Source organism: Sphingomonas sp., from assembly GCF_965200105.1.
Classification (GTDB): domain Bacteria; phylum Pseudomonadota; class Alphaproteobacteria; order Sphingomonadales; family Sphingomonadaceae; genus Solisphingomonas.
The window spans coordinates 550091-571210 of sequence record NZ_CBDATN010000002.1; the positions used below are offsets into that span (position 1 = coordinate 550091).

The 21120-nt window shown below is 69.8% G+C and carries 17 protein-coding genes; 7 read left to right on the forward strand and 10 right to left on the reverse strand.

Translation table 11 applies throughout. The features are described 5' to 3' along the window. Positions 1-49 precede the first annotated feature (49 nt). The 4 genes from ACOFKX_RS03915 to ACOFKX_RS03930 form a co-directional block, all read right to left on the reverse strand. Complete coding sequence (locus ACOFKX_RS03915) at positions 50-337, reverse strand: putative quinol monooxygenase (RefSeq protein WP_419825773.1); 288 nt, start codon at positions 335-337, stop codon at positions 50-52. A gap of 1179 nt (positions 338-1516) precedes the next feature. Beyond that, positions 1517-2713 carry an aromatic ring-hydroxylating oxygenase subunit alpha gene (locus ACOFKX_RS03920; protein WP_419825774.1) on the reverse strand — a complete coding sequence of 399 codons (1197 nt, stop codon included), beginning with the start codon at positions 2711-2713 and terminating at the stop codon, positions 1517-1519. Between the two features lie 743 nt (positions 2714-3456). Then, complete coding sequence (locus tag ACOFKX_RS03925) at positions 3457-4638, reverse strand: cytochrome P450 (protein WP_419825775.1); 1182 nt, start codon at positions 4636-4638, stop codon at positions 3457-3459. A 418-nt stretch (positions 4639-5056) separates the two neighbouring features. Continuing rightward, a complete protein-coding gene (locus ACOFKX_RS03930) occupies positions 5057-6259 on the reverse strand; it encodes a diguanylate cyclase domain-containing protein (protein WP_419825776.1) in 1203 nt (400 codons plus the stop codon). Positions 6260-6407: 148 nt separating this feature from the next. Here ACOFKX_RS03930 and ACOFKX_RS03935 point away from each other — a divergent pair, with 148 nt between their 5' ends. Further along, on the forward strand, positions 6408-7190 hold the full coding sequence (locus tag ACOFKX_RS03935) for an aspartyl/asparaginyl beta-hydroxylase domain-containing protein (protein ID WP_419825777.1): 783 nt from the start codon (positions 6408-6410) through the stop codon (positions 7188-7190). Between the two features lie 9 nt (positions 7191-7199). Here the strand turns inward: ACOFKX_RS03935 and ACOFKX_RS03940 are convergent, their stop codons facing one another. Then, positions 7200-7958 carry a competence/damage-inducible protein A gene (locus tag ACOFKX_RS03940; RefSeq protein ID WP_419825778.1) on the reverse strand — a complete coding sequence of 253 codons (759 nt, stop codon included), beginning with the start codon at positions 7956-7958 and terminating at the stop codon, positions 7200-7202. Positions 7959-8006: 48 nt separating this feature from the next. Between ACOFKX_RS03940 and map the strand changes: the two genes are divergently transcribed. Further along, a complete protein-coding gene (gene map / locus ACOFKX_RS03945; RefSeq protein WP_419825779.1) occupies positions 8007-8834 on the forward strand; it encodes a type I methionyl aminopeptidase in 828 nt (275 codons plus the stop codon). On the opposite strand, the gene ACOFKX_RS03950 is transcribed toward map, so the two are convergent. From ACOFKX_RS03950 to ACOFKX_RS03960, 3 genes are read right to left on the reverse strand one after another with little or no spacing between them, the layout of a single operon-like run. Beyond that, positions 8825-9499: an endonuclease V gene (locus ACOFKX_RS03950; RefSeq protein WP_419825780.1), complete on the reverse strand. Its 675-nt coding sequence runs from the start codon at positions 9497-9499 to the stop codon at positions 8825-8827. The two genes, map and ACOFKX_RS03950, sit on opposite strands and share 10 nt — an antisense overlap. Then, positions 9496-10608 (reverse strand): hypothetical protein, encoded by a 1113-nt coding sequence (locus ACOFKX_RS03955; protein ID WP_419825781.1) that lies wholly within the window; start codon positions 10606-10608, stop codon positions 9496-9498. The genes ACOFKX_RS03950 and ACOFKX_RS03955 overlap by 4 nt, the downstream gene beginning before the upstream one ends. A 48-nt stretch (positions 10609-10656) precedes the next feature. Continuing rightward, positions 10657-11418, reverse strand: coding sequence for an NTP transferase domain-containing protein (locus ACOFKX_RS03960; RefSeq protein WP_419825782.1), 762 nt, complete (start codon positions 11416-11418; stop codon positions 10657-10659). A gap of 229 nt (positions 11419-11647) precedes the next feature. Here ACOFKX_RS03960 and ACOFKX_RS03965 point away from each other — a divergent pair, with 229 nt between their 5' ends. The 5 genes from ACOFKX_RS03965 (at position 11648) to ACOFKX_RS03985 (ending at position 14812) form a co-directional block, all read left to right on the forward strand. Beyond that, positions 11648-11986: a P-II family nitrogen regulator gene (locus ACOFKX_RS03965; protein ID WP_419825783.1), complete on the forward strand. Its 339-nt coding sequence runs from the start codon at positions 11648-11650 to the stop codon at positions 11984-11986. Positions 11987-12024: 38 nt separating this feature from the next. Next, positions 12025-13437 carry a type I glutamate--ammonia ligase gene (gene glnA / locus ACOFKX_RS03970; RefSeq protein WP_419825784.1) on the forward strand — a complete coding sequence of 471 codons (1413 nt, stop codon included), beginning with the start codon at positions 12025-12027 and terminating at the stop codon, positions 13435-13437. A 65-nt stretch (positions 13438-13502) separates the two neighbouring features. After that, positions 13503-13748 (forward strand): DUF1289 domain-containing protein, encoded by a 246-nt coding sequence (locus ACOFKX_RS03975; protein WP_419825785.1) that lies wholly within the window; start codon positions 13503-13505, stop codon positions 13746-13748. Further along, on the forward strand, positions 13745-14011 hold the full coding sequence (locus ACOFKX_RS03980; protein ID WP_419825786.1) for a hypothetical protein: 267 nt from the start codon (positions 13745-13747) through the stop codon (positions 14009-14011). Before ACOFKX_RS03975 ends, ACOFKX_RS03980 begins: the two co-directional genes overlap by 4 nt. A gap of 30 nt (positions 14012-14041) precedes the next feature. After that, entirely contained in the window at positions 14042-14812 is a 771-nt protein-coding gene (locus tag ACOFKX_RS03985) for a JmjC domain-containing protein (protein ID WP_419825787.1), read from the forward strand. A gap of 112 nt (positions 14813-14924) precedes the next feature. Here ACOFKX_RS03985 and ACOFKX_RS03990 read toward each other — a convergent pair whose 3' ends face one another. Together ACOFKX_RS03990 and ACOFKX_RS03995 are read right to left on the reverse strand one after the other, a co-directional pair. Beyond that, positions 14925-19100: a translocation/assembly module TamB domain-containing protein gene (locus tag ACOFKX_RS03990; protein WP_419825788.1), complete on the reverse strand. Its 4176-nt coding sequence runs from the start codon at positions 19098-19100 to the stop codon at positions 14925-14927. Beyond that, on the reverse strand, positions 19100-21085 hold the full coding sequence (locus tag ACOFKX_RS03995) for an autotransporter assembly complex protein TamA (RefSeq protein ID WP_419825789.1): 1986 nt from the start codon (positions 21083-21085) through the stop codon (positions 19100-19102). The genes ACOFKX_RS03990 and ACOFKX_RS03995 overlap by 1 nt, the downstream gene beginning before the upstream one ends. Between the last annotated feature and the right edge of the window lie 35 nt (positions 21086-21120).

Consider the following 21120-nt stretch of genomic DNA (forward strand, 5'->3'; position numbering starts at 1 on the left):
GCGTTCGTCAGGTCGCACGTCTCGCGCGAGATCGGATCGACGCTCGCCTTCAGGCTTCGGGCGTCAGCACGCGAACGGCCGGCTTGGACGACGTCTCGGCGAGCACGGGGGCGAACGCCTCCCGCCCCAATCGCTGCCCCGCGGCTGTCTGGTCGGATCGTGACTCCCATTCCTCGACAAACAGGAACCGGGCGGGGGCGGACACGTCGACAAACACCTCAGCGCTCGAACATCCGTGCTGCTCGCGGACGGCGTCGGCCAGTTCCGCCAACGCTCGGCGAAGCGCCTCCTCCCGCCCCGGCGATGCGACAAGGTCGTACTGCTGGATCATGGCCATTCATGGGTTCCTTCTGCCAGGCTCTGCGCGCTCATACCGCTTCTCATCGTCAGCGTCGGCTTTCAAGGCCGGCGATCATAGCCCCATCCGGGCATGGGCATCGGAGCGCCGCCGGCACGTGAACGTCGATGTCTCGCTGATGCCGGGAGGCGTACTTCATCGTTCCGACGGTCTCGGCTGCGCGGAGTGGAACGGCATGGTCGTCTGGCGCGGCCGTGCTCCGACGCGCGCAGCCGGCATCATCGGCGCTATCAGGCCCGCGGCGCGTCAATCCGACCGGTGTCGTAGCACCGCCTTGAGAGCGGCTTCGATGCGCTCGCTATGCCGACCGCGAGCGTTGCGGCCGAGACGCAGCGATCCGCGACAGCCGACCGGTTCGCACTAGACCAGAAGGGGTCGACGAGCGCTAGGCCGCGGGCCAGAAAGTCAACGGGCCAAGCGCCACATCCTTATCGACACGGACGGTCAGCGGCGCACCATCGCTGTCCGTGGCCCGACGTCCAGGACCGCGACGGCGGCAAGCTGCCGCTAAAAGGCACCAGCGCTTCCCCTCGTCGCCCGCGTCTTCGCTAACAGCGGCTCGGTCGGCCGTCTCGCGATCGGCCGCCGGCACGACCCACCGCTCGCTCGAGACCATCCGCCGCGGAGCGCGCGCCAAAGGCGTCGAGGTGCGCCGGCGGCGGCTAGTCAAATGTGGCTGCCCGGATCTTCGAGAACCGGCGGTCCGCGACCATGGGGCAGATCACTGCGATCCATGCGGACGGCCTTTCCCAGCAGGGCTGCGACCGCTGTTCCACACCTCGGCATTGGGATGGTGGAGCGGATCGTGCCAAGGTCGCTAGCGGATGCCGCCATCGTTGAACGCTGTCGGGTCGTTAGGGCCAATTAAGTTCGCCATGTCGAGCGGCACATCCGCGCGTTGGTCGCGGAGGCCTCGCCAGAAACAATGGGATCATCGTTCTGGATCGATCAATCAACCTGCGTGAGCCCAACCCGACACACGAGGATCGACGACGGTTTTTGACGTTTTCTTCCGCTAGTCCAAACAGCGCCAACTCCAGTAAAGTGAACCTTACGGTGAACTCTCGCACAAGCCATCTTCCATGTTGGTGCACCGGCACTCCTACAGCGGACAGTAGAGGCTGTTTCCAACTTGTACTATGGTATTGATCAGTATGTTCAAACGCGCGACTCTTCCCGACCTTTGGCCTTGTCGAGGATGGCGTTCACTTCCGCGTGGAAATGCTGGATACCGATCTCGTTGCGACCGATAAGAAAACTTTCATTTGCGCCCGAGCGGAGCGTGTTTTGGATAGTCCCGACGACGGGGTAATCTTCCTCACGCACTGTGGTAAAGTTCTCCTCCGACCATCGCGTCATTTCTTCCTCTAAAGGGGTGCCCCGCACATCCTTATTAACGAGGATGCGCAGGGTCGTTTGGGAAGTTCCGAGCGAAGTACCGGGGGTCACCTGAGCAAAGAGCGTGCGGATGAGAGGTTCGTCGCCCGGAACATAGCCTAACGTGATCTCTGTACTAGGGAAAACCATGAGCGCATGCCCGATGAACTGCCCGGTACTCTCATCTTCTTCGTTCTTAGGCTGAAAGTCGGCGATCCCCCTCATCGGCACACAGAGCCGCATGTGACGACCGAATGCATCGAACATACCTCGATTGGGCACGACGAAGCTTGCGAAGCTGTTCTTATGAAGGCTGGCGAAATGGTATGTCTCGATATAGCCCTCCCAAGTCAGCTTCCAGTTTTTTCCCTCCAACTCGGCTCGGTCGAATACTTCAAAGTCAGTGAGGTCTAGCTTCGCCAGCACGGGCGTCATTTCACCAAGCCACTCATCCAACTCGAGCGGGATGCCCGGGGTCAGGACACCCCAGATTAAGCCCCCACGCTCTTCAACAGCAAGCGCCGTAAGCCCGTAGCAGTTTCGGTCGAAATCTCCGAAGGTCTCTTGTTCCGGAACGGCTATCAGCTTCCCGTCCGGCGCATAGGTCCAAGCATGATACACACAGGTAAAGCGGTTCGCCCGTCCGCTCCCCTCGGCGACGACGGGTACTCCGCGATGGCGGCAGGCATTAACAAATAATCGGACCTCGCCCGTGCGCAGCCGGGTTAGTAAGATCGGCACGCCAGCGATGGTCATCGCGCGATAGCTTCCCGGTTCGCGCAACTCACCAGTCACTGCGAGGATCATGGGCTTTCGCCGGAATATCTCGTCCACTTCCCTTTCCCAGCGATCGACATCCAAATAGTCACTCACCGGGATCTTGAGAACATCGGAAGCCAAAGTAGGTTCGCCGCGTTCGACATGATCAACCATCCGCTTGAATAGCGGCAGGGTTTCTGCATGATCAAAATAACGCATGGTCACTCTCCCCGAAGCACCTGAAATGTGCTGTTCGATGGCAGCAGCGTCAATTAGAAACTACGCACCTGTCCCGATCGGCATGAGCGACTCGGCGCGCGCCACATTTGGCAACGGCTGGCGTGATCGCGTACCCGAGACCCCCCGCTGCACGCTCAGCTCCATGTCCGGAGTCGTGGCCGGACGCTACTTTCCCCGCTGAAATCCAGGAACATAGTCCTTGAAGGCCAGGATCGCCGGCGTGAGCACGCGCCGCGCGACGGAGTGGGCAGTGAAGAGGATGAGCATCATCTCAACGCCCCGGCGAGACGCGCGGTCAAACGGCTTCTCGGAGCGCCCGCCGGCTGCCATGAGATCCGCCGTCCTGCCATGACCGCACCCCGGGATCCACTCACCGGCGCTTGTCGCCTTCCATCAATGGCCCCAGCATTGCCCGGAGCCCGATGATCGAAGCTGCATCCACGCGTGGATCCGGGCTGAGCGATGCGCGCCAGCTTCGCGGCGCGAGCCAGCAGCACGACGCCAGGATGAGCACGCACGCTCAACCGGCGCATCCACTCGCCCGCCAGCGTAGCCCGTCCTAACGAGGCGCTCAGGCCGCAGCTGTTCTTGCCAAGGCAGATCTCGGCACGGCGGCGGGCGCTTCGATCACGGTTAGCTCTTCCTCGGTACGGCGTCAGCCTGCAGGGTGGCGAGGGTGGACCATCCATGAAGGCTTGCAGGCTTAGTGCGCTCGCCCCTCATCATGCGCGGTTGGACATGGTGAGCGGCAGGGTCGCCATCGATCCCACTCCGCCGCCCCGCATCCGCGTCGGCTGGCCGACCGTGCGCGTGAAATTGGGCAATACCCGAAACCACTCCTCGAGCACGATGAGGAGTTCGAGCTGCACGAGATTGGCGCCGACGCACCGATGCGCGCCGGATCCCATCCCCAGGTGGCGGGTCGCGTCGCGGTTAAAATCCACCTCCAGCGGGCGATCGAAGCAGCGCGGATCCAGATTGTACAGCAGCGGCGGCAGCAGCACGAGGTCGCCGGCCATGATCTGGACGTCGGCGGCGACGATGTCGGCAGTCGCGACCCGCGTGGTCAACGCCGATGCGAAGCGGCGGGTAAGCTCTAGCGCGGCCTTCGGCGCGAGCTTGGGGTCGCTTGCCAGCGCTTCTCGCTGCTCCCGGCTGTCGACCAGATGGTTGAAGACGAAGCCGAGCAGCGCGGCGACGGTGTCGAGCCCGCCGAACAGCAGGTTGCGGGCGAGCCGCATCGCCTCGTCGGGCTGCCAGGGGCGCCCGGCCACCCCGGCGGCGAGGATGATGCTGAGCAGGTCGCGGCCCGGCGCCTCCAGTCGGGCAAGCACGTGCGGCCTGAGATAGTCGTCGGCCATCGCCATCAACTGCTCCGGCGTGACGGTGCCGTCCGGCCGGTTGAGTTGCTCGCCGAGCTCCCGCAACATCGGACGATCCTCCGTGGGAAATCCGGCGAGCGTTAGGAAGGTGTCGATCGGCAGCACTTCGGCGAAGTCGGTCACGAAGTCGCACGCGCCTTTGATCCGGATGTCTTCGATGAGCGCGCGGGCGCTTTCCCGGATGATCGGCTCGAGAGCCATGATGTACTTAGGGAGCAGCGCCTGCATGACCGGCTTGCGATACCCTGCATGAACGGGCGCGTCCGCTTGCAGCGGCAGGAAACCCATGTGCTCGGTATATTCGCGCGGGACGGATAAGATGGCGTTGGACAGGGCGGGCTCACCAAACAGCGCTTCTATCGTGGCGCCACTCGTCGCGATCCAATGACCGCCGTTCCTGGGAGTCCAGACGATGTCCCGACCCTGCAGGCACAGCCAAGCATCGAAGAAGTCGCCAGCATGAGCTTCGAGATCGTAAATGTCGAAATCGTGAAAGACCTCCGGGCTCGCCTTGTCATACATCGCCGCTCTCCCTTCGCCCCCACTTCCTCGGGCCCGCCTCCGGCTACACGCTTGGTGCAACGGGCCCGTTTCGGGCGCGGCTAGACCATTCCGGCCACGCTTTCGTCCATTCGAGGGCGATCACACATAAGGAGGGTTCAAGCAAGCCCGGCGTCTCCGCCGAGCTGCTCGAGGCGAACCGTATCGGCGTCGAAGACGGCCCCCCTAAAATCGTTGGCGTTGCGCGGAGACCGCGCTTGCCGCGAGGCGTGTCTCGTTGTCCCGGATTGGCCGCTTCGCCGCGATTTCCTGCCGCAGCACGTGGACGTTGATCCCGATGGCGTCGGCGAGCGCCGCTCGACCGCGGAGGAGGCCGGGACCATCCTCCAGCCCTGGCATGCGTCGCATGTCACGAATTCCCCGTTTTCGCGGAGCGCGTTCAAGACGCCGAAGGCGCTGATCTACCTAGATCCCCGCTATCTGCCGGGACAGCCAACCGCTTCCGCCCCGAAGCTAAGCCATTGTGACGGAGCCGGACTGGCGTGTCGTCGGCCGGGCCCTGCTCTCTCGCGCGCTCCCGTGAGACGCGCTTGGCGTCGTAGAGCGCGCGGTCGGCGCGCGCGATCGCCTGTTCGGGATGATCGGCGGGATCGAGCATGGCCACGCCGACGCTGGCGCCGACGGGCACCCAGCGGCCGTCGACGAAGTAGGGCTGGCCCATGGCGACGGCGACACGCCGCGCCAGCGCGCGCCGGTCCTCCTCGCTCGCCGCCCAGAGTCCGACGAACACGAACTCGTCGCCGCCGACGCGCGCCGCGAGGTCCCCCGCGCCGGCCAGCCCGCGCAGCCGCTCGGCCGCTTCGCACAACACGCCGTCGCCGACGGCGTGCCCGTGACGATCGTTGATCGGCTTGAAGTCGTCGAGGTCGATGCAGCAGATCGCCGTCGGCGCGCCCGACGCGCGAGCGGCGTCGAGATGCTCGGCGAGCGCCAGCCGGTTGGGCAGGCCGGTCAGCGGATCGCTTCGCGCCTGGCTCGCGGACAGATGCCGCTCCGCGATCTCCGCCAGCGATGCCCGATAGCGCACCAGCGTGCTGCGGATGCCGCCGCCGAGCAGCCCGACGAGCGTGATCGCGAGCGTCGGCCCCTCCGCTCCCCCGGACACAAAGGCGATCGCGATGACGGGCACCACCCCGCAGAGCATCGCCGCGATGCCGATGCGTGGGCGCAACGCCACTCCGGTCGAAACGCCTGCGGCGTAGCCGACGATCAGCGCGACCACCACGGTTTCGAGCCGCTGGGCGCCGAGCCACAGCACCCGCGCCGCGAAGGCGCCGAGCAGCACGGCGAAGGCGACGTAGGTGACGCCGAACAGGCGTTCGATGCGCCGCGCCGACTGGGGGCTCGGCCATGCGTCGCGGAAGCGCGGGCGGCAGCGGACCGCGACACCTAGCCGCGCGGCGGACGCGACCAGCCCGGCACCGTAGAGCAGCGCCACGAGCATGTCGCCGATCCTCAGCGTCGCGACGGCGCCGACGCCCGCGAACAACAGGCTCATGACGGTCGTGGGCACACTCGTCGCGAAGACGCTGGCGAGCAGCTCGACGTGCACGGCGTCGCTCGGCTTTGCGGTCTCGCGCACGGTCACCCCTCGATGGCAGCACCGCGTTATGGCATAGTGATTAACCGCGCGTTGCCCAATCGTGCGCGGGTCGGCGGGCCGGCGGATTTGCGCTGGCCAGCGGTGCTGCGGCTGCTATCGGGCGGCATCCGGCATTCAGGAGGTCGCATTGCAGCACGGGAAGGCGGTCGCGGGTCCGGCGGCGGACGCGCCGCCGAGCAAGGATCTGGTGCCGGCCAAGCCGCTCGTGATGCGCATCGGCAAACGCGTCCAACCGTGGGTGAACAGCGTCGTCGCCCGCGCCTCCGCGATCGGCGATCCCGTCTTTCCCGATCGTTCCGCTTTCCCGTGGATCGAGACGATCGAGGCCAACTGGCGCGACATCGCCGCCGAAGCCGCCGAGGTCTGCCGCGATCCGGAGCTGATCCCGCCGCTCGCCGAGATCAGCCCCGATCACCGCCGCATCGCGCCAGCGGGGAAGTGGCGGTCCTTCTTCCTCTCGGGCTACGGCTATACGGTGGACGAGAATGTCCGCCGCTGCCCTCGGACGGCGCAGCTGGTGAAGCGGGTGCCGGGGCTCAACTCCGCGTTGTTCTCGGTGCTGGCGCCGGGCACGCACATCCCGCTCCACACCGGCGTCACCAAGGCGTTCCTCACCTGCCATCTCGGCCTCGTCGTGCCCGACCGCGCCGAGGATTGCCGCATGTGGGTGGCGGGCGAGCCGGTGACGTGGACGCCCGGGCGCGCCTTCGTCTTCGACGATTGCTATCCGCACGAGGTCCGGAACGACACCGATCAGACGCGTGTGGTGCTGCTGATCCAGTTCCGCCGGCCGATGCGGCTGGTCGGCCGGATCATCGGCGGGCTGTTCCTGTGGGGCGTGAAGAAATCGCGCTTCGTGCAGGAGGCGCGCGCCGGCGTGATGAACTGGGGCAAGCCGCCGGCTGCGTGAGCGGGCGGCCTAGATCCCCCCGTCCACCGCCTCGTAGCCCGCCGCGCGCAAACCCGTGGCCAGAGCCTCCACGCACGCGTCGAGCCGGTCCGCCTCCGTCGAGCGCACGACGAAATTGGCGCCCACCCGCCCCTCGCGGAAGAAGGGATAGCTGCCGACCTGGCAGCCTTCGTGTTGCCGCTCCGCCTCGCGCAGCAGGTCCGCGACCTCGCTCTCCGCCACCCAGCAGCCCAGCGTGCGCGAGACGAGCGGCGCGCCGCCCTCCAGCGTGCCGGTCAGCGCGTCGAGCATCTGCGCGGCGATATTGGGCACGCCCGCCATGACGAAGATATTGTTTAGTCGAATGCCGGGCGCGCCGGACACGCGGTTCTCGATCAGGCTGGCACCTTCGGGAACGCGCGCCATGCGCAGCCGCGCCTCGGTGAGGCCGCCGCGCGTCTCGTAATAGCTTCCGAGAATGTCGCGCGCGCGCGCGTTGACCTCGACTTCCAGGTCGAAGGCGGCGGCGATCGCATCAACGGTGATGTCGTCGTGGGTCGGGCCGATGCCGCCGGTGGTGAAGAGATAGTCGTTGCGTGCGGAGAGCGTCGTCACCGCCTCGGCGATCGCCGCCATGTCGTCGGCGACGACGCGCACCTCGGCCAGGCGGATGCCCTGCACGTTGAGCCAACTCGCGACCTGCCCGACGTTGCGATCCTGCGTGCGGCCCGACAGGATCTCGTCGCCGATCACGACCAGCGCCGCCCGCCAGATCCGAGTCCCGTCCATCGCTGCCCACCATAGCGAAGGGTCGGGAGCCGCGCTATATGCGCGGCCATGACCCAGTATGTTCCGGTCGCCGCCGGCGATGTGATCGAGCGCGATGGCGCGATCAAGCTCTACGATGCGGACGCATTCGAGGGCATGGCGCGCGCGGGCGCGCTGGCCGCGCAGATCCTCGATCTGCTGGCGCCGCACGTCGTTCCCGGTGCCGTCACCCAGACGCTCGACGACATCGTGCGCGACGAGACGGCGAAGGCCGGTGCCTTCCCCGGCACGCTCGGCTACCGGGGCTACACTCACTCGTCCTGCATCTCGATCAATCACGTCGTGTGCCACGGCATCCCCAGCCCCAAGACACTGAAGGACGGCGACATCGTCAACATCGACGTGACGCCGGTGCTCGACGGCTGGCACGGAGATTCGAGCCGCATGTATCTGGTCGGCGACGTCTCCCTGAAGGCGCGTCGGCTGGTCGACGTGACGTACGAATGCCTGATGCTGGGCATCGAGCAGGCGCGGCCGGGCAACCGCATGGGCGACGTGGCGCACGCCATCCAGCGTCATGCCGAGCGGCACCGCTACGGCGTCGTCCGCGATTTCTGCGGCCACGGCGTCGGCCGCGTCTTCCACGACGCACCTGAGGTCGTCCATATCGGCAAGCCCGGCACCGGCGTGGAGCTCAAGCCCGGCATGATCTTCACGATCGAGCCGATGATCAACATCGGCCGCCCCGACGTGAAGATGCTGGAGGACGGGTGGACGGCGGTGACGCGCGACAAGTCGCTCTCCGCGCAGTTCGAGCATTCGGTGGGCATTACCGACGACGGCTGCCAGATCTTCACCGAGAGCCCGGCCGGGCTGGATCGGCCGCCCTACGCCTGATCCGCCTCGTAGGCGCGGCGCGTGGCATTGGCGGCGTCGTGGGCGAGCCTGATCGGGAACGGCAGGCGCCTTCCCTCCGCCAGCGCGAGCACCCGCGCGACCGCCGTGTCGAGCGAGATGCGATGGCCGACACCGACATAGACCGGCTGCCCGCGGGCGCGTGTCCGCACCGCCATCGCGACGACCTCGCCGCGATCGACGAGCGGTGCGGTGCTGCCGGGCTCCTCGCCGAGCAGGCCCTCGACCTCGCCGCACAGCAGCGACTTGCCGATGCCGACCGCGGGCACGTCGAGCAGCACGCCGAGATGCACCGCGATGCCGCAGCGGCGCGGGTGCGCGCGGCCGTGGCCGTCGACGAGCAGCAGGCCGGGCTTCGCCGCCAGCCGCTCCCACGCTTCCACCAGCGCGGGCGCCTCGCGGAAGCCGAGATAACCGGGAACGTAGGGGAAAGGCGGGATCGCGCTCGCGGTGGCGGCGGGCGCGCCGACGGGCGCGATCGCGGCGTGGATCGGCCCGCGCGCGTCGCGCCACTTGGACGAGGTGTCCGCGCCCGCCACCGGCGCGTGCGCGTCGAAGCGATCCGCCTGCTCGCACGCTTCCGCGATCTCGCGCTGCGCGACGGTAGCGTCGCGCAACGTCGCCGGGTGCAGCCACTCCGCCCTCATGCCAGCGCCGCCAGCACCGCGTCCGCGGCGTTCTCGGCGGCGCGCGAACCGGTGACGCCCAGCGAGGCGACGGCGTAGGCGCGCTGGAGGTCGACGTAGCGGGGATGCTCGACGACCGCCCGCGCGAGGGCGTCGAACAGCGCTTCGAGCCGGTCGACCACCTCGCCGCATGCCCAGAAGTCATGATCGTCGGTGGCGCGCCAGTCGACCCGTCCGGGGTTCAGGAACACGCACGGGCGCGGGTTCGCCAGATACTCGACGATCTGGCTCGACGTGTCGCCGAGGTAGAGATCGGCCGCCGCCATGTGCGTCCCGTCGACGCGGTTGAAATCGTCGCCGGCTATGTGGACGTGCCGGCCGGCGGCGGCCGCCAGCACAGCGCGCGAGGCGGGATCGCGCTCGGCGAGGCGCTGGTGGGGCGCGAGGATGACGTCGAAGCGATCCTGTGCGGCGAGCATCGCCACGATCTCGCGCCCCCACGCCCACCAGGACGAGCGGTGGCGCTGCCAGTGCGGCGCGTAGACGAGCACCGGCCTGGAGCCGTCGAACGGGCGTGCCCGCGCCGCCGGCCGGAACGCCGACTTGACGTAGCCGGTGGCGATTACCCGCTCCGGCGCGAAGCCGCGATCGAGGTAGGTCGCGCGCTCCAGCTCGCTCGGCACCAGCATCCGGTAGGCGGCGCGGCGGCGGGGATCGTCGCGCGCGCTCATCGATCCGACGCCGTGCGAGGTCTTGACGAAGCGCATTGACAGGAACGGGAACGCGCGCGGCAGCCACAGACTGGTCTGCTCGGCGCAGACGACGATGCGCGCGGAAAGGAGGCGGGGCGCGAGCCGCAGCAGCATCGGTAGCTTGGAGCCCAGCGGCGGGTTCTCGCCATGGCGCAGATGGGAAAGCGCGCGCCATCCCGGCGCGCGGCGGAGCCGGACATGCCGCGCCAAGCCGGCATCGGCGAGCCAGCCCGCGATCAGCCGCTCGTGCACGCCCGTCGCCACCCAGCAGTCGATCGCGACGCCCGCGCCGCGACGCGCCAGCGCCTCCATGACGGGATAGAGGTGCGGGATCAGCAGCGTCTCGCCGAGGAACAGGAAGGCGATGCGGGACGGCATGGAGGCGCCTTACCGGCGCTCGGCCCGCGCGTCATTTCCGAACTTGCGCTACCGTGCGGCGGAGGCAGACATCGTCCTGGGGGGCTCCGCCCCACCCCAGCGCGCGATGTCCTCGGGCCGGTCGATCTCGGTCCACGATCCGCCTGCGAAGGCGATGGCGGCGACGCGCCCCTCGTGCGCGATCCGATCGACGACGGCGTGGTGGAAGGCCTGCGCGCCGTCGACGCCCGCGATCACCTGCGCGAGCGCGGCGGCGTAGCCGCTCCCCTTACCCGCCGTCACGAAGCCCAGCGAGCGGTGCCGCGCGAGGCTGGACGGCAGCCCCTTGCCCACCGCGACCACGCGCCCGCCATCGACGCGCGCCAGCATGTCGTCGGGCTCCGCCGTTACCACCGGCTCGACGAACAACCCGACGCCCTCACCCGCCCGCGCCAGCCCGTCGGCGACGAGCGCGGGATCGTAGACCGTATCGCCGTTGAGCAAGCAGAAGGCGTCGTCGAGCAGGTGCCGCGCCGCCCACACGCTGCCGATCGAGCTGGAGATCGCGTAGAAGGGGTTGAAGACCAGCGCCGGCCGCTCCGCCGGATCGGGCCAGCGCTCGCCCAGGAACGCCGCCAGCCGATCGAAGCGGTAGCCACCGACGATGGTCGCCCGGGCGACGCCCGCGTCGCGGAGCGCGGCGAGCTGATGCTCCAGGATGGTGCGCCCGCCGACCTCGATTAGGCATTTCGGCCGGTCCGCCGTCAGCGGCAGCAGCCGCGAGCCGAGCCCGGCGCAGAGCAGAATCGCGTGCGGGTCCGTCGTCGCCATCCTACCCCGTATCGATGACGATTGCGGCGACGGCAGGGCGGCGGCGTGGCACGTGCTGCCCGAAACTTGGGCAGGCATGACGATTTCTGCCCGTCGCGCGGGCAAAGGCCGGATGCGCGTGCTGCGACGCGGCGCGTGCGCTTGCCGCCTTCATCCGCTCGCGACTATGCTCCGCGTCGGGGTGATATTCGGCCACGCGGCGCACGCGACGGGGGATGATGGACAGGCGATGAAGAAGATCGAGGCGATCATCAAGCCCTTCAAGCTCGACGAGGTGAAGGAGGCGCTACACGAGGTCGGCGTCTCGGGCATCACCGTCACCGAGGCGAAGGGCTTCGGCCGGCAGAAGGGCCACACCGAGCTGTATCGCGGCGCCGAATATGTCGTCGACTTCCTGCCCAAGGTGAAGCTGGAGGTGGTTGTCGAGGACAGTCTCGCCGAGCGCGTCGTGGAGGCGATCCAGCAGGCGGCGCAGACCGGGCGCATCGGCGACGGCAAGATCTTCGTCCTCCCCGTCGACACCGCCGTGCGCATCCGCACCGGCGAGCGCGGCGCCGAGGCGATCTGACGAGACACGCGAACTCAGCGGAAAAGGGGCATCCCGACATGGCGAATAAGGCGTCCGACGTCCTCGAAATGATCAAGGACAAGGAGATCCAATGGGTGGATCTCCGCTTCACCGATCCCAAGGGCAAGTGGCAGCACCTGACGATGTGCGAGAACGTCGTCGGCGAGGACGAGCTGACCGACGGCTTCATGTTCGACGGCTCCTCGATCGAGGGCTGGAAGGCGATCAACGAGAGCGACATGATCCTGAAGCCGGATCTGGACGCGGTGTGGATCGATCCGTTCTCGGCGACGCCGATGCTGATCCTGGTGTGCGACATCGTGGAACCCTCGACGGGCGAGCTCTACAGCCGCGATCCGCGCTCCACCGCCAAGCGCGCCGAGTCCTTCCTCCAATCCACCGGCATCGGTGACACCGTGTATGTCGGCCCCGAGGCCGAGTTCTTCATGTTCGACGACGTGCGCTTCGAGAACAGCTACTCGACGAGCTACTACAAGATCGACGACATCGAGCTGCCCGGCAACACCGGCCGCGAATATGACGGCGGCAACATGGGGCACCGCCCCCGCGCCAAGGGCGGCTACTTCCCGGTGGCGCCGGTGGATTCCGCCGTCGACATCCGCGGCGAGATGGTCTCGACGATGCTCGAGATGGGCCTGCCGATGGACAAGCACCATCACGAGGTGGCGGCCGCGCAGCACGAGCTGGGCCTCACCTTCGGCACGCTGGTGACGACCGCCGACCGCATGCAGATCTACAAATATGTCGTGCACCAGGTCGCGCACGCTTACGGCAAGACCGCGACGTTCATGCCCAAGCCGATCAAGGAGGACAACGGATCGGGGATGCACACGCACATCTCGATCTGGGATGGCGGCAAGCCGCTGTTCGCGGGCGACGGCTATGCCGGCCTGTCGGACATGTGCCTCTACTTCATCGGCGGCATCATCAAGCACGCCAAGGCGGTGAACGCCTTCACCAACCCATCGACCAACAGCTACAAGCGGCTGGTGCCGGGCTACGAGGCGCCCGTCCTCCTCGCCTACTCGTCGCGCAACCGCTCGGCCTCGTGCCGCATTCCCTACGGCACCGGTGCCAAGGCCAAGCGCGTGGAGATTCGTTTCCCGGACGCGATGGCGAACCCGTACCTGGCCTATGCCGCGCTGCTGATGGCGGGCCTCGACGGCATCGAGAACCGCATCCATCCCGGCGAGGCGATGGACAAGAATCTCTACGACCTGCCGCCCGCCGAGCTGGCCGACGTGCCCACCGTCTGCGGCTCTCTGCGCGAGGCGCTGGACAGCCTGGAAGCGGACCACGACTTCCTCATCAAGGGCGGCGTGTTCTCGACCGACCAGATCGAGGCCTATGTCGAGATCAAGCGGGCCGAGGTCGCGCGCTGGGAGATGACGCCCAGCCCGGTCGAGTACGACATGTACTACTCGGCCTGACACGCTCGACCACGGACGGGCGCGCGGAAGGAGACTTCCGGGCGCTCCGGGGTTCTCGGTCCGGTATGATCCCGTCCCCCTGCACCGGCGTCTGCGCGCTCGACCCGTCAAGTGGCCGGTGCCGGGGCTGCGCCCGCACGCTCGACGAGATCGCTCGCTGGCCGTCCGCGGACGACGAAGGGAAGCGTATCATCCTGGCGCAGGTGGCGGCGCGCAGGCTGGCAAGCTCGTCGTCGCGGCGCTTCGTCGGCGAGAGCCCGGCGATGGCTGAGCACGAGCCGGTGCCGCCCGGCGCGGGCCCGCGCGGGTGAACGCACGCGAGGCGCGCGACGAGATCGCGGCGCTGGTCCGCCCGCTCAGCTACGCTGAGCTGATGGCGGCGCTGCCTCGCGGCGCCCCGGTCGTGATCCCCGGCGGCGGCGCGCCCCGCGCCGCGCTGCTCAGTCCCGAGCCCGCCGAACTGCTGCTCGGCGCGCACGGGCGTCTCGCCGAGCCGCTGACCTTTCAAGCCGTCCACCCTTCGGGTCCGCCGCCGGCCGGTCCGCCAAGCGACGACGCGGGTTTCCGCGCCTAAGTCGGGTCGCTCCACGCGCTCGGCTACTCGGTGCGCTTCCCGACGCTCCGGCCGCTGTCGGCGCCGCTCGATAGCGTCGCGCGCGCGCTGGAGATGCTGCTCCACCAGCCCGTCACCGCGTCGGCCTTCTGGAGTCGGGGGCGGCTCTCGGCGCCCGGCCACTATGACGAGCACGACATCCTCGCCGTGCAGCTTCGCGGCACGAAGACGTGGCGGCTGGCGCGCGGCCCGTCCCCGCTGTGCACGCCATGGAAGCGCATTCCCGGCGCGCCGCCCGCGCTCGGCAAGGGTCCGGTCGTCGCGACAGTGATGTCTGGCGACATACTCTACCTGCCGCGCGGCCTGCCGCACACCGTCGACGCCGACGGCGAATCGATCCACGTCGCGCTCGGCTTCACGCCTCTGACGTTACGCGACGCGGTCGTGGCCGCACTCGACGAGCTGACCGAGGAAGAGCGCGCGCTACGAGGTACGTTGATCGGCGACTTGGACGCCGCGCATGAGCAGTCGACGCTCGAACGCACGCGCGATCGCGTGGCGGAGGCGATCGCAGCGCTGCACCATGCCGCAGGCGCTTCCGGCTTCCTCGATCAGGCGCTACGTCGCCGCTCCGCGCGCGCGGTCGGCGCGCTGGCGGCGGCCGACCTGTTCGCCAAGCCCGCGATCCACTCCGACACGTTGTCGCGCCGCCGGCCGCTCGTTTTTTGCCATGTGAGCGCCAGCGCCGACATGATCGACGTCGCCTATCCCGGCGGCCACCTCTACGTGCATCGCGGCGCGGGCGGAGCGTGGCATTCGTGATCGGACAGGACGGCTTTCGGCCGGGCGACCTGCCAACCGAGCTGGACGAAGCGGTGAGGCTCGCGCTCGTCCGGCGTTCCGTCGAGGTCGGCATCCTGCAAGTCGCCGGGGATCAATAATCCTTTGACACCCTGACGTTGGCCGATTGCCGGCCGATCGTCGAGATCGTCGAGAGCAGCGACAGCCAGCGCGTCACCTGGAACTCGACGCGCGTCGCGGAATAGCCCTGCCCGTCGGTCACCAACTCCACATAGGTGCGGCGCCCGATATACTTGCCCGCCGCGATCGAGGTCTTCTGGCCCGTCGTCACGTCCGCCGCCTCGATCCGCAGCCGATCGAGATGCGCCACCTTGCGGATCGCGTTGATCGGATCGAGCGACCCGCGCCCGCCGCCGGTGCGCAGCGAATTGACCGCGCTCGCCAACTGCAGCGCCTCGGGCGCGGAGAGGTTGGCGATGGAGGTGCCGAACAGCAGCCGCGAGAGCAGCTCGTCCTCGGGCAGCGCGGGCACGCTGGTGAAATCGAGCTCGGGCTTGGTGCCGGTGCCGCCGACGCGGATCGTCGCGTTGATGCCCTGCAGGTTGGCGCCCGCCGCGATGTCCAGCGCGGGATCGACGGGGCGGGAGCCCGTGAAGCGGATGATGCCGCGATCGAGATCGAAGCGGCGACCGGCGAATTCGTAGTTGCCGCGCACCAGGTCGAGCCGGCCGGTGATCGCCGGTTCGTCGACCACGCCCTTGATCGCCAGCTTCGCGCGCCACTCGCTGTCGAGCCCCAGGCCGCGCACGAAGAGCTGGTCCTTGGCATCGGTGACGAGATCGAGCGTCCACGGCGCGGGCGGCGCCTGGTCCTCGACGTCGGCGGGGCGGTTGAGCTCGGTGAGCGCCACGCGCGGCACGCCCGCCGTCGCCGCGCGGCCGAGCCGGTAGGTGGCGCGATCGAGGCGGACCTTGCCCGCGATCGCGCCACCCGCTCCGTCCGACTTCAAGGTGAGCGGGCCGGTGACCGTGGCGCCGATATCGTCGCGCGCGAGCAGCATCGCGTGGCTGGCGTCGAGCGCGATATCCATGCCCAGCCCGTGCGCGGCGGCGAAGTCGAACGCGGCGCGGCCGGAGAGCTGCCCGTCCCCCGGCGTCGCGCCGATGAAGCGATCGACCACCAGCCGCGATCCGTCGAAGCGCCCTGCGGCGCGGATGCCGGTGATGACGGTGCCGGTGGTGCTGCTCTCCAGCCGCATGGCCTGCGTGGAGAGCGAACCGCGGATTAGCGGCCGTGCCGCCGTGCCGCCGACATCGGCGCCGATCGCGACCGGACCGGACAGGTCGATCGTCTCGATGCCCGTCAGTCGCCAGGGTGTGTCGACAGGCCCGGCGTAGCGGAACTGCGCGAACAGCGGCGCGCGCATCAGCCGATCGACGACCGAGCCGCCGGAGGCGAGCGGCCTGAGCTGCGCCTGCGCGCGGCCGATCGTCCGCCCCCCGCTCGCCGCCACCGCGCGCATCGCGGCGCCGTCGGCGGTGAGCGCGGCGGCGAGCCCGAGATCGACGGGACGCGACGAAAGCACGAGTCCGGCCCGCGTGAGTCCGCGCACCGTCAGGTCCGCGCGCGCGGTCGGCGCGGCGTCGGGCGCAGCGCGCGCGAAGGCAAGCTTGCCCGACGCCGCGCCGCCGAGACCGAGGCCGGGCTTGAGCATGTCGAGCACGGTCAGCGGCACCGCGTTCAACGTCGTATCGAACGCGGTCGAGGGGCCGCCGAACCGCCCGGACAGCGTGAGGCCGCCGCCGCCATAGCCGATCGACATCGGGGCCAGCCGCCACTCGTCGCCCGCGCGCGCGATCGTGGCGGGGGCGGCGAGCGTCACCGGCGCGCCGTCGATCTGGCCGCCGCCAGACACGCGCCACGCGTCGGGCGCGACGTCGACCGAGGACTGGAAGGCGAAGGCGCGGCCGCGCGATCCGGCGACGGCGACACGCACCTGCCCGCGCCCGCCCGACAGCTTTGCCGACAGATTGGCCCGCGCGAGAAAGACCGAGCCGCGCCGGAGGCCCTGCGCGCTCGCCGTCGCCTCGACGCGCGTGCCGGCGGGATCCAGCACGAGGTCGGCGTCGACGCGCCCGCGACGCACGGCGGTGCCGGCGTCGCCGCCGAGCCGCGCATTCTGCATCCCCAGGTGGAGGAGGACGCGTTGCAGCGCGCCCAGCGTGGCGAGATCGATGGTACCGCTCAGGCCGCCGCCCGCGACGCCCAGCCGCCCGACGAGACCTTCGGACAAGGCACGCAGATCGCCCTTCGCGCGCGTGCCCGTGACGTCGAGCGCGCCGACGTGGATGACGGTGGGCGCGTTCGCCGGCGTATCGATCGCGCCGACCAGGGTGAACGGCCCGAGCGTCGAGCCGCCCTGCGCCCGGAGCGCGAAGCCCGCCGGCGTGGGATCGAGCGCCACCGCCACGCCGATCAGCCCCAGCGCGTCGGCGGGCCGGTCGAGCGTCGCGCGGATCTGGGGATGGTCGATCTGCCCGTCGAGCGCGAGGCGGAAGCTGCCGTAGGTCGCCTGCCGGCCTGACCCTGAGAACTGGAAGCTGCCGTCCTTGCGGCGGATGCCGCTGCCCGTCAGGCGGATCGCGGGCGCGATCAGCACCGTGCCGTCGAGATGGAGGATGCCGTCGGGCGTGCGGGTGAGCGCGGTGTCGATCTGCGGCAGCCCGCCGGCCAGCCCACGCAGGAAAGCATTGTCGAAGCGCCGCACCCACGCGCGGCCGCGCCCGGAGACGATCGCCGCCTTGTCGTCCGCCGTGGGCCGGACCTTGAGCTCGGTCAGCACGTCGACGATGCCGAGATTGGGGATGAGGTAGCGCTGGAGGCCACCCGAGACGTCCACCAGGAACTTGCCGGTGACGAGATCGACGAACAGCGCGAGCCGGCCCGACAGCTTGTCGGAACGCAGCGCGAGGCCCTGCCCCGTCAACGCCTTCGACGTGACGCGCAGCATGCCGGTCACGCCCACATTGGCGAGGATGCCGCCCGCTTCCGCGCCGATGCCGGTGACGCGCGCGGCATGGAGCGCCAGCGGCACCGCGACCGGCGAACCACCGAGGCGGCCGGCGCCTTGCGCTCGCACCACCTCGAAGCCGGTCTTGTCGAAGGCGACGCGCGGTGCCGTAAGCAGGTAGCGGAACGCGGCACGCCGGAACGGCCCGTCGAGCTTCATCGACAAGCGCACGTCCGTCCCGCTCATGTTCGGGAACAGCGCGTGGGGCTGGCGGAGCAGCATGCCGAGCTGCAACGGCGCGAACGTGCCGCGCGCGAGATCGACCGCGCCGCGCCCGTCGAGCGCCAGCGCGGGCGAGCGCAGCGCGAAGCGGCCGGAGACACGGCGATCGGCGTAGGTGGCGCTGCCGGAAACCGCGACGACAGGCGCGGTGAGCCGCTGCACCTTGCCCTGCGTCACCGAAGCCGGCGTCACCCGGCCCGACAGCGCGTAGCGGCCGCGCTTCTCCGCGAGCGAGAGGTCGGCGACGCGCGTACCGCCGACGTCGAGCCGCGCGCGCCCGCGCCAGCCGCTCCACCGCCCGCTGCCGCCCACCGCCAGCGCGACGGGTTTCCGCGATCCGAGCAGCGCGGGCACCACGCCCGCGCCCGGCGCATCCAGCCGCGCGTCGAGATCGAAGATGTCGGCGTCCGGCCGCGTGTCGAGCGCCAGCCTCAACCGATCACCCGCACTAGACCGGGCGGCGAGCGAGACCAGCGCGCGCCCCCGCGCCGTGTCGGCGCGGCCGACCAGCCGCACCAGCCGGCGCGGCCCGGCGAGCCCGGGCTCCAGCCGCAGCCTCAGGTCGACGCGTCCGAGATGGATCGCGTAGCCGGGCAGGAACGGACCCTCCTGTCCCGTCGGCCGGAGCTTGGGCAGGCGGCGCAGGATCACGAGATCGGACGCCAGCCTATCGACGTGCAGCCGGTTGGCGAGCCAGCGGCCGGGCCGCCAGTCCAGCTCCACCGCCGGTGCTTCCAGGAACACGCCCTGCGAATCGGATAGGCGCAGGTCGCGGATGCGCGTGTGCCGCCAGATCGATCCGTCGATGCGGCCGACGTGGATGCGCAACCCGCTGGCGGGGTGCAGCTCGGCGATGCGATCGGCGATGAAGCGATGGCCGGGCGCGGTGTCGATGCCGATGCCGACGGCGATCAGGAACAGCGTCGCCAGGAACAGCAGGCCAGCGATGGCGCGCAGCACCGGGCGCCGTCGCTTGGGACGCGCCGCAGGCACGGCGGGCGGCGTCCCCTCCTCCATCAGAAGGCCTGTCCCAGCGAGACGTACACCGCGACGCGCGAATCGCCCGACTGGCGGTTGATCGGCGTGCCGACATCCACGCGCACCGGACCGAAGCTCGTATAGTAGCGCGCGCCGATGCCGGTGCCGTAGCGGAAGCCGGTGAAGCGCGGCAGCGCCTCGCGGTATAGATTGCCGCCGTCGAGGAACGGCACGATGCCGAAATCGCCGAAGCGGAACCGCGCCTCCAGCCCGAACTCGGCGAGGCTGCGGCCGCCGATCGGATCATTGTCGACGTCGCGCGGCCCGATCCGCTGGTAGCCGTAGCCGCGCACCGATCCGCCGCCGCCCGAGTAGAAGCGCCGCGTCGGCGCGATGCGATCCGCGCCGGCGCCCTGAATGGTGCCGAGCCGCGCTCTGCCCGCCAGCACGACGCGTGCGCCGATCGGCTGGTACGCCGATCCGTCGAGCTGGATGCGCGCGTAGCCGAAGCTGCCATCGTGGAAGGACAGCTCGGGCGAGACGTGGGCGGAGAGCCGCCACTTGCGCGTCGGGTTGAGCAGGTCGTCGGTGCCGTCATAGGCGAGGCTGAGCGGCGCGGCGGCGATCGTGTAGGTGCGGCGGCGCGGCTCGCCGGTGGCGGCGATGACGTCGCGCTCGTCCGACGCGATCAGCTCCGCGCCGTAGGAGTAGGTCCACTTCTTCTGCCAGATGATGTTGGTCTGGCGCTCGATGCCGGCGGCGAGCGTGGCGGTCTTGGCGTCGTAGGCGGGGCGGTTCTGATGATCCAGCGCCACCTGCGCGGTGAGCACCTGGTCGCGCGCGCGGAAGTTGCCGCGCCTGAGGCCCGCCGAGACGAGCTGCTCCTGCGTGCCGAGCAGGCCACGGAAGGTGACGGCGCCCTCGGGCGGCAGCAGGTTGCGGTGCTGCCAGGAGAGCTCGACGGTGGCGCCCTCGCCGGTGCCGTAGCCGATCGCGGCGGCCACGGTGCGCGGCGGTGCGGGTTCGAGATGGACCTGGAGATCGACCACCTCCGCGTCGGCCGTCCGCACCGGCGTGATCTGGACGACGGAGACGAGCCCGGTCTGGATCAGCGCGCGGCGGAGATCGTCAAGGCGGCGCGCGTCGAAGCGGTCGCCGGGCTTCAGCCGCGAGATGAGCTGGACATGGGCGGGGCCGAAGACGCGGCGGCCGGTGAGCCGGATCGCGCCGAGCCGCATCGTGCGGCCGGGGTCGACCGCCAGCGTCAGCGTCGCGCGCCGCGCGTCGTGATCCACCGTCACCTTGGGCTCGGCGACGGTGGCGAAGGCGTAGCCGCGCCTGCCGAGTTCGGCCTGGAGCGCGGCGGCGGCGGCGTTGGCGCGCTGCGCGTCGACCGGATCGCCGGCTGCGATGCCGATGGCGCGCATCATCGCGTCGCGATCCGCGCCCGTCGCATCGAGGCCCGGCGTCGCCACCGCGTCGTAGCGGTAGAGCTCGCCCGGCGCCGCGACGAGCGCGACGGTTAGCCGCGTCGCGTTCTGGCCCGTGCCAGGACCCGCCGGTCGTGCGACGCGCGCATCGACCTCGGCGTCGTAATAGCCGTCGGCGCGCAGCAGGTCGCGCAGCAGGCTGCCGTCCTGCCGCGCGCGCCTGTCCACCTGCGCGACGTTCGCCGGCTTGCTCGCGCCGGCCGCGAGCGCGGAGAGCGCATCGAACCGCGTCCGGAGCGTCGCGTCGCGAACGGCATCGACGCCTTCGATCCGCACGGCATAGCGCTGCTCGCCCGCCTCGGTGGCCGCCGAGGTGGGCGACGCGGGTGCCGTCGCGGGCGCAGTAGCGAGGTCCGGCCAGTCGATGCCGAGACCGGGCAGCGGCGCCAGCGGCGATCCCGGGTCCAGCGCATCGGGCGCAGCGGCCGGTGCCGCCTGCGCGCGCGCCGCGCCCGGCCGCGTCCCATCCAGGACCACGAGGAGGATCGCGGCGCCGGCCCGCCAGGCCCGGCCTCGCGGGGCGGCGGGCGACATGCGCGGAGCATTACGGTCCGTCCCCGCTTCCCGCA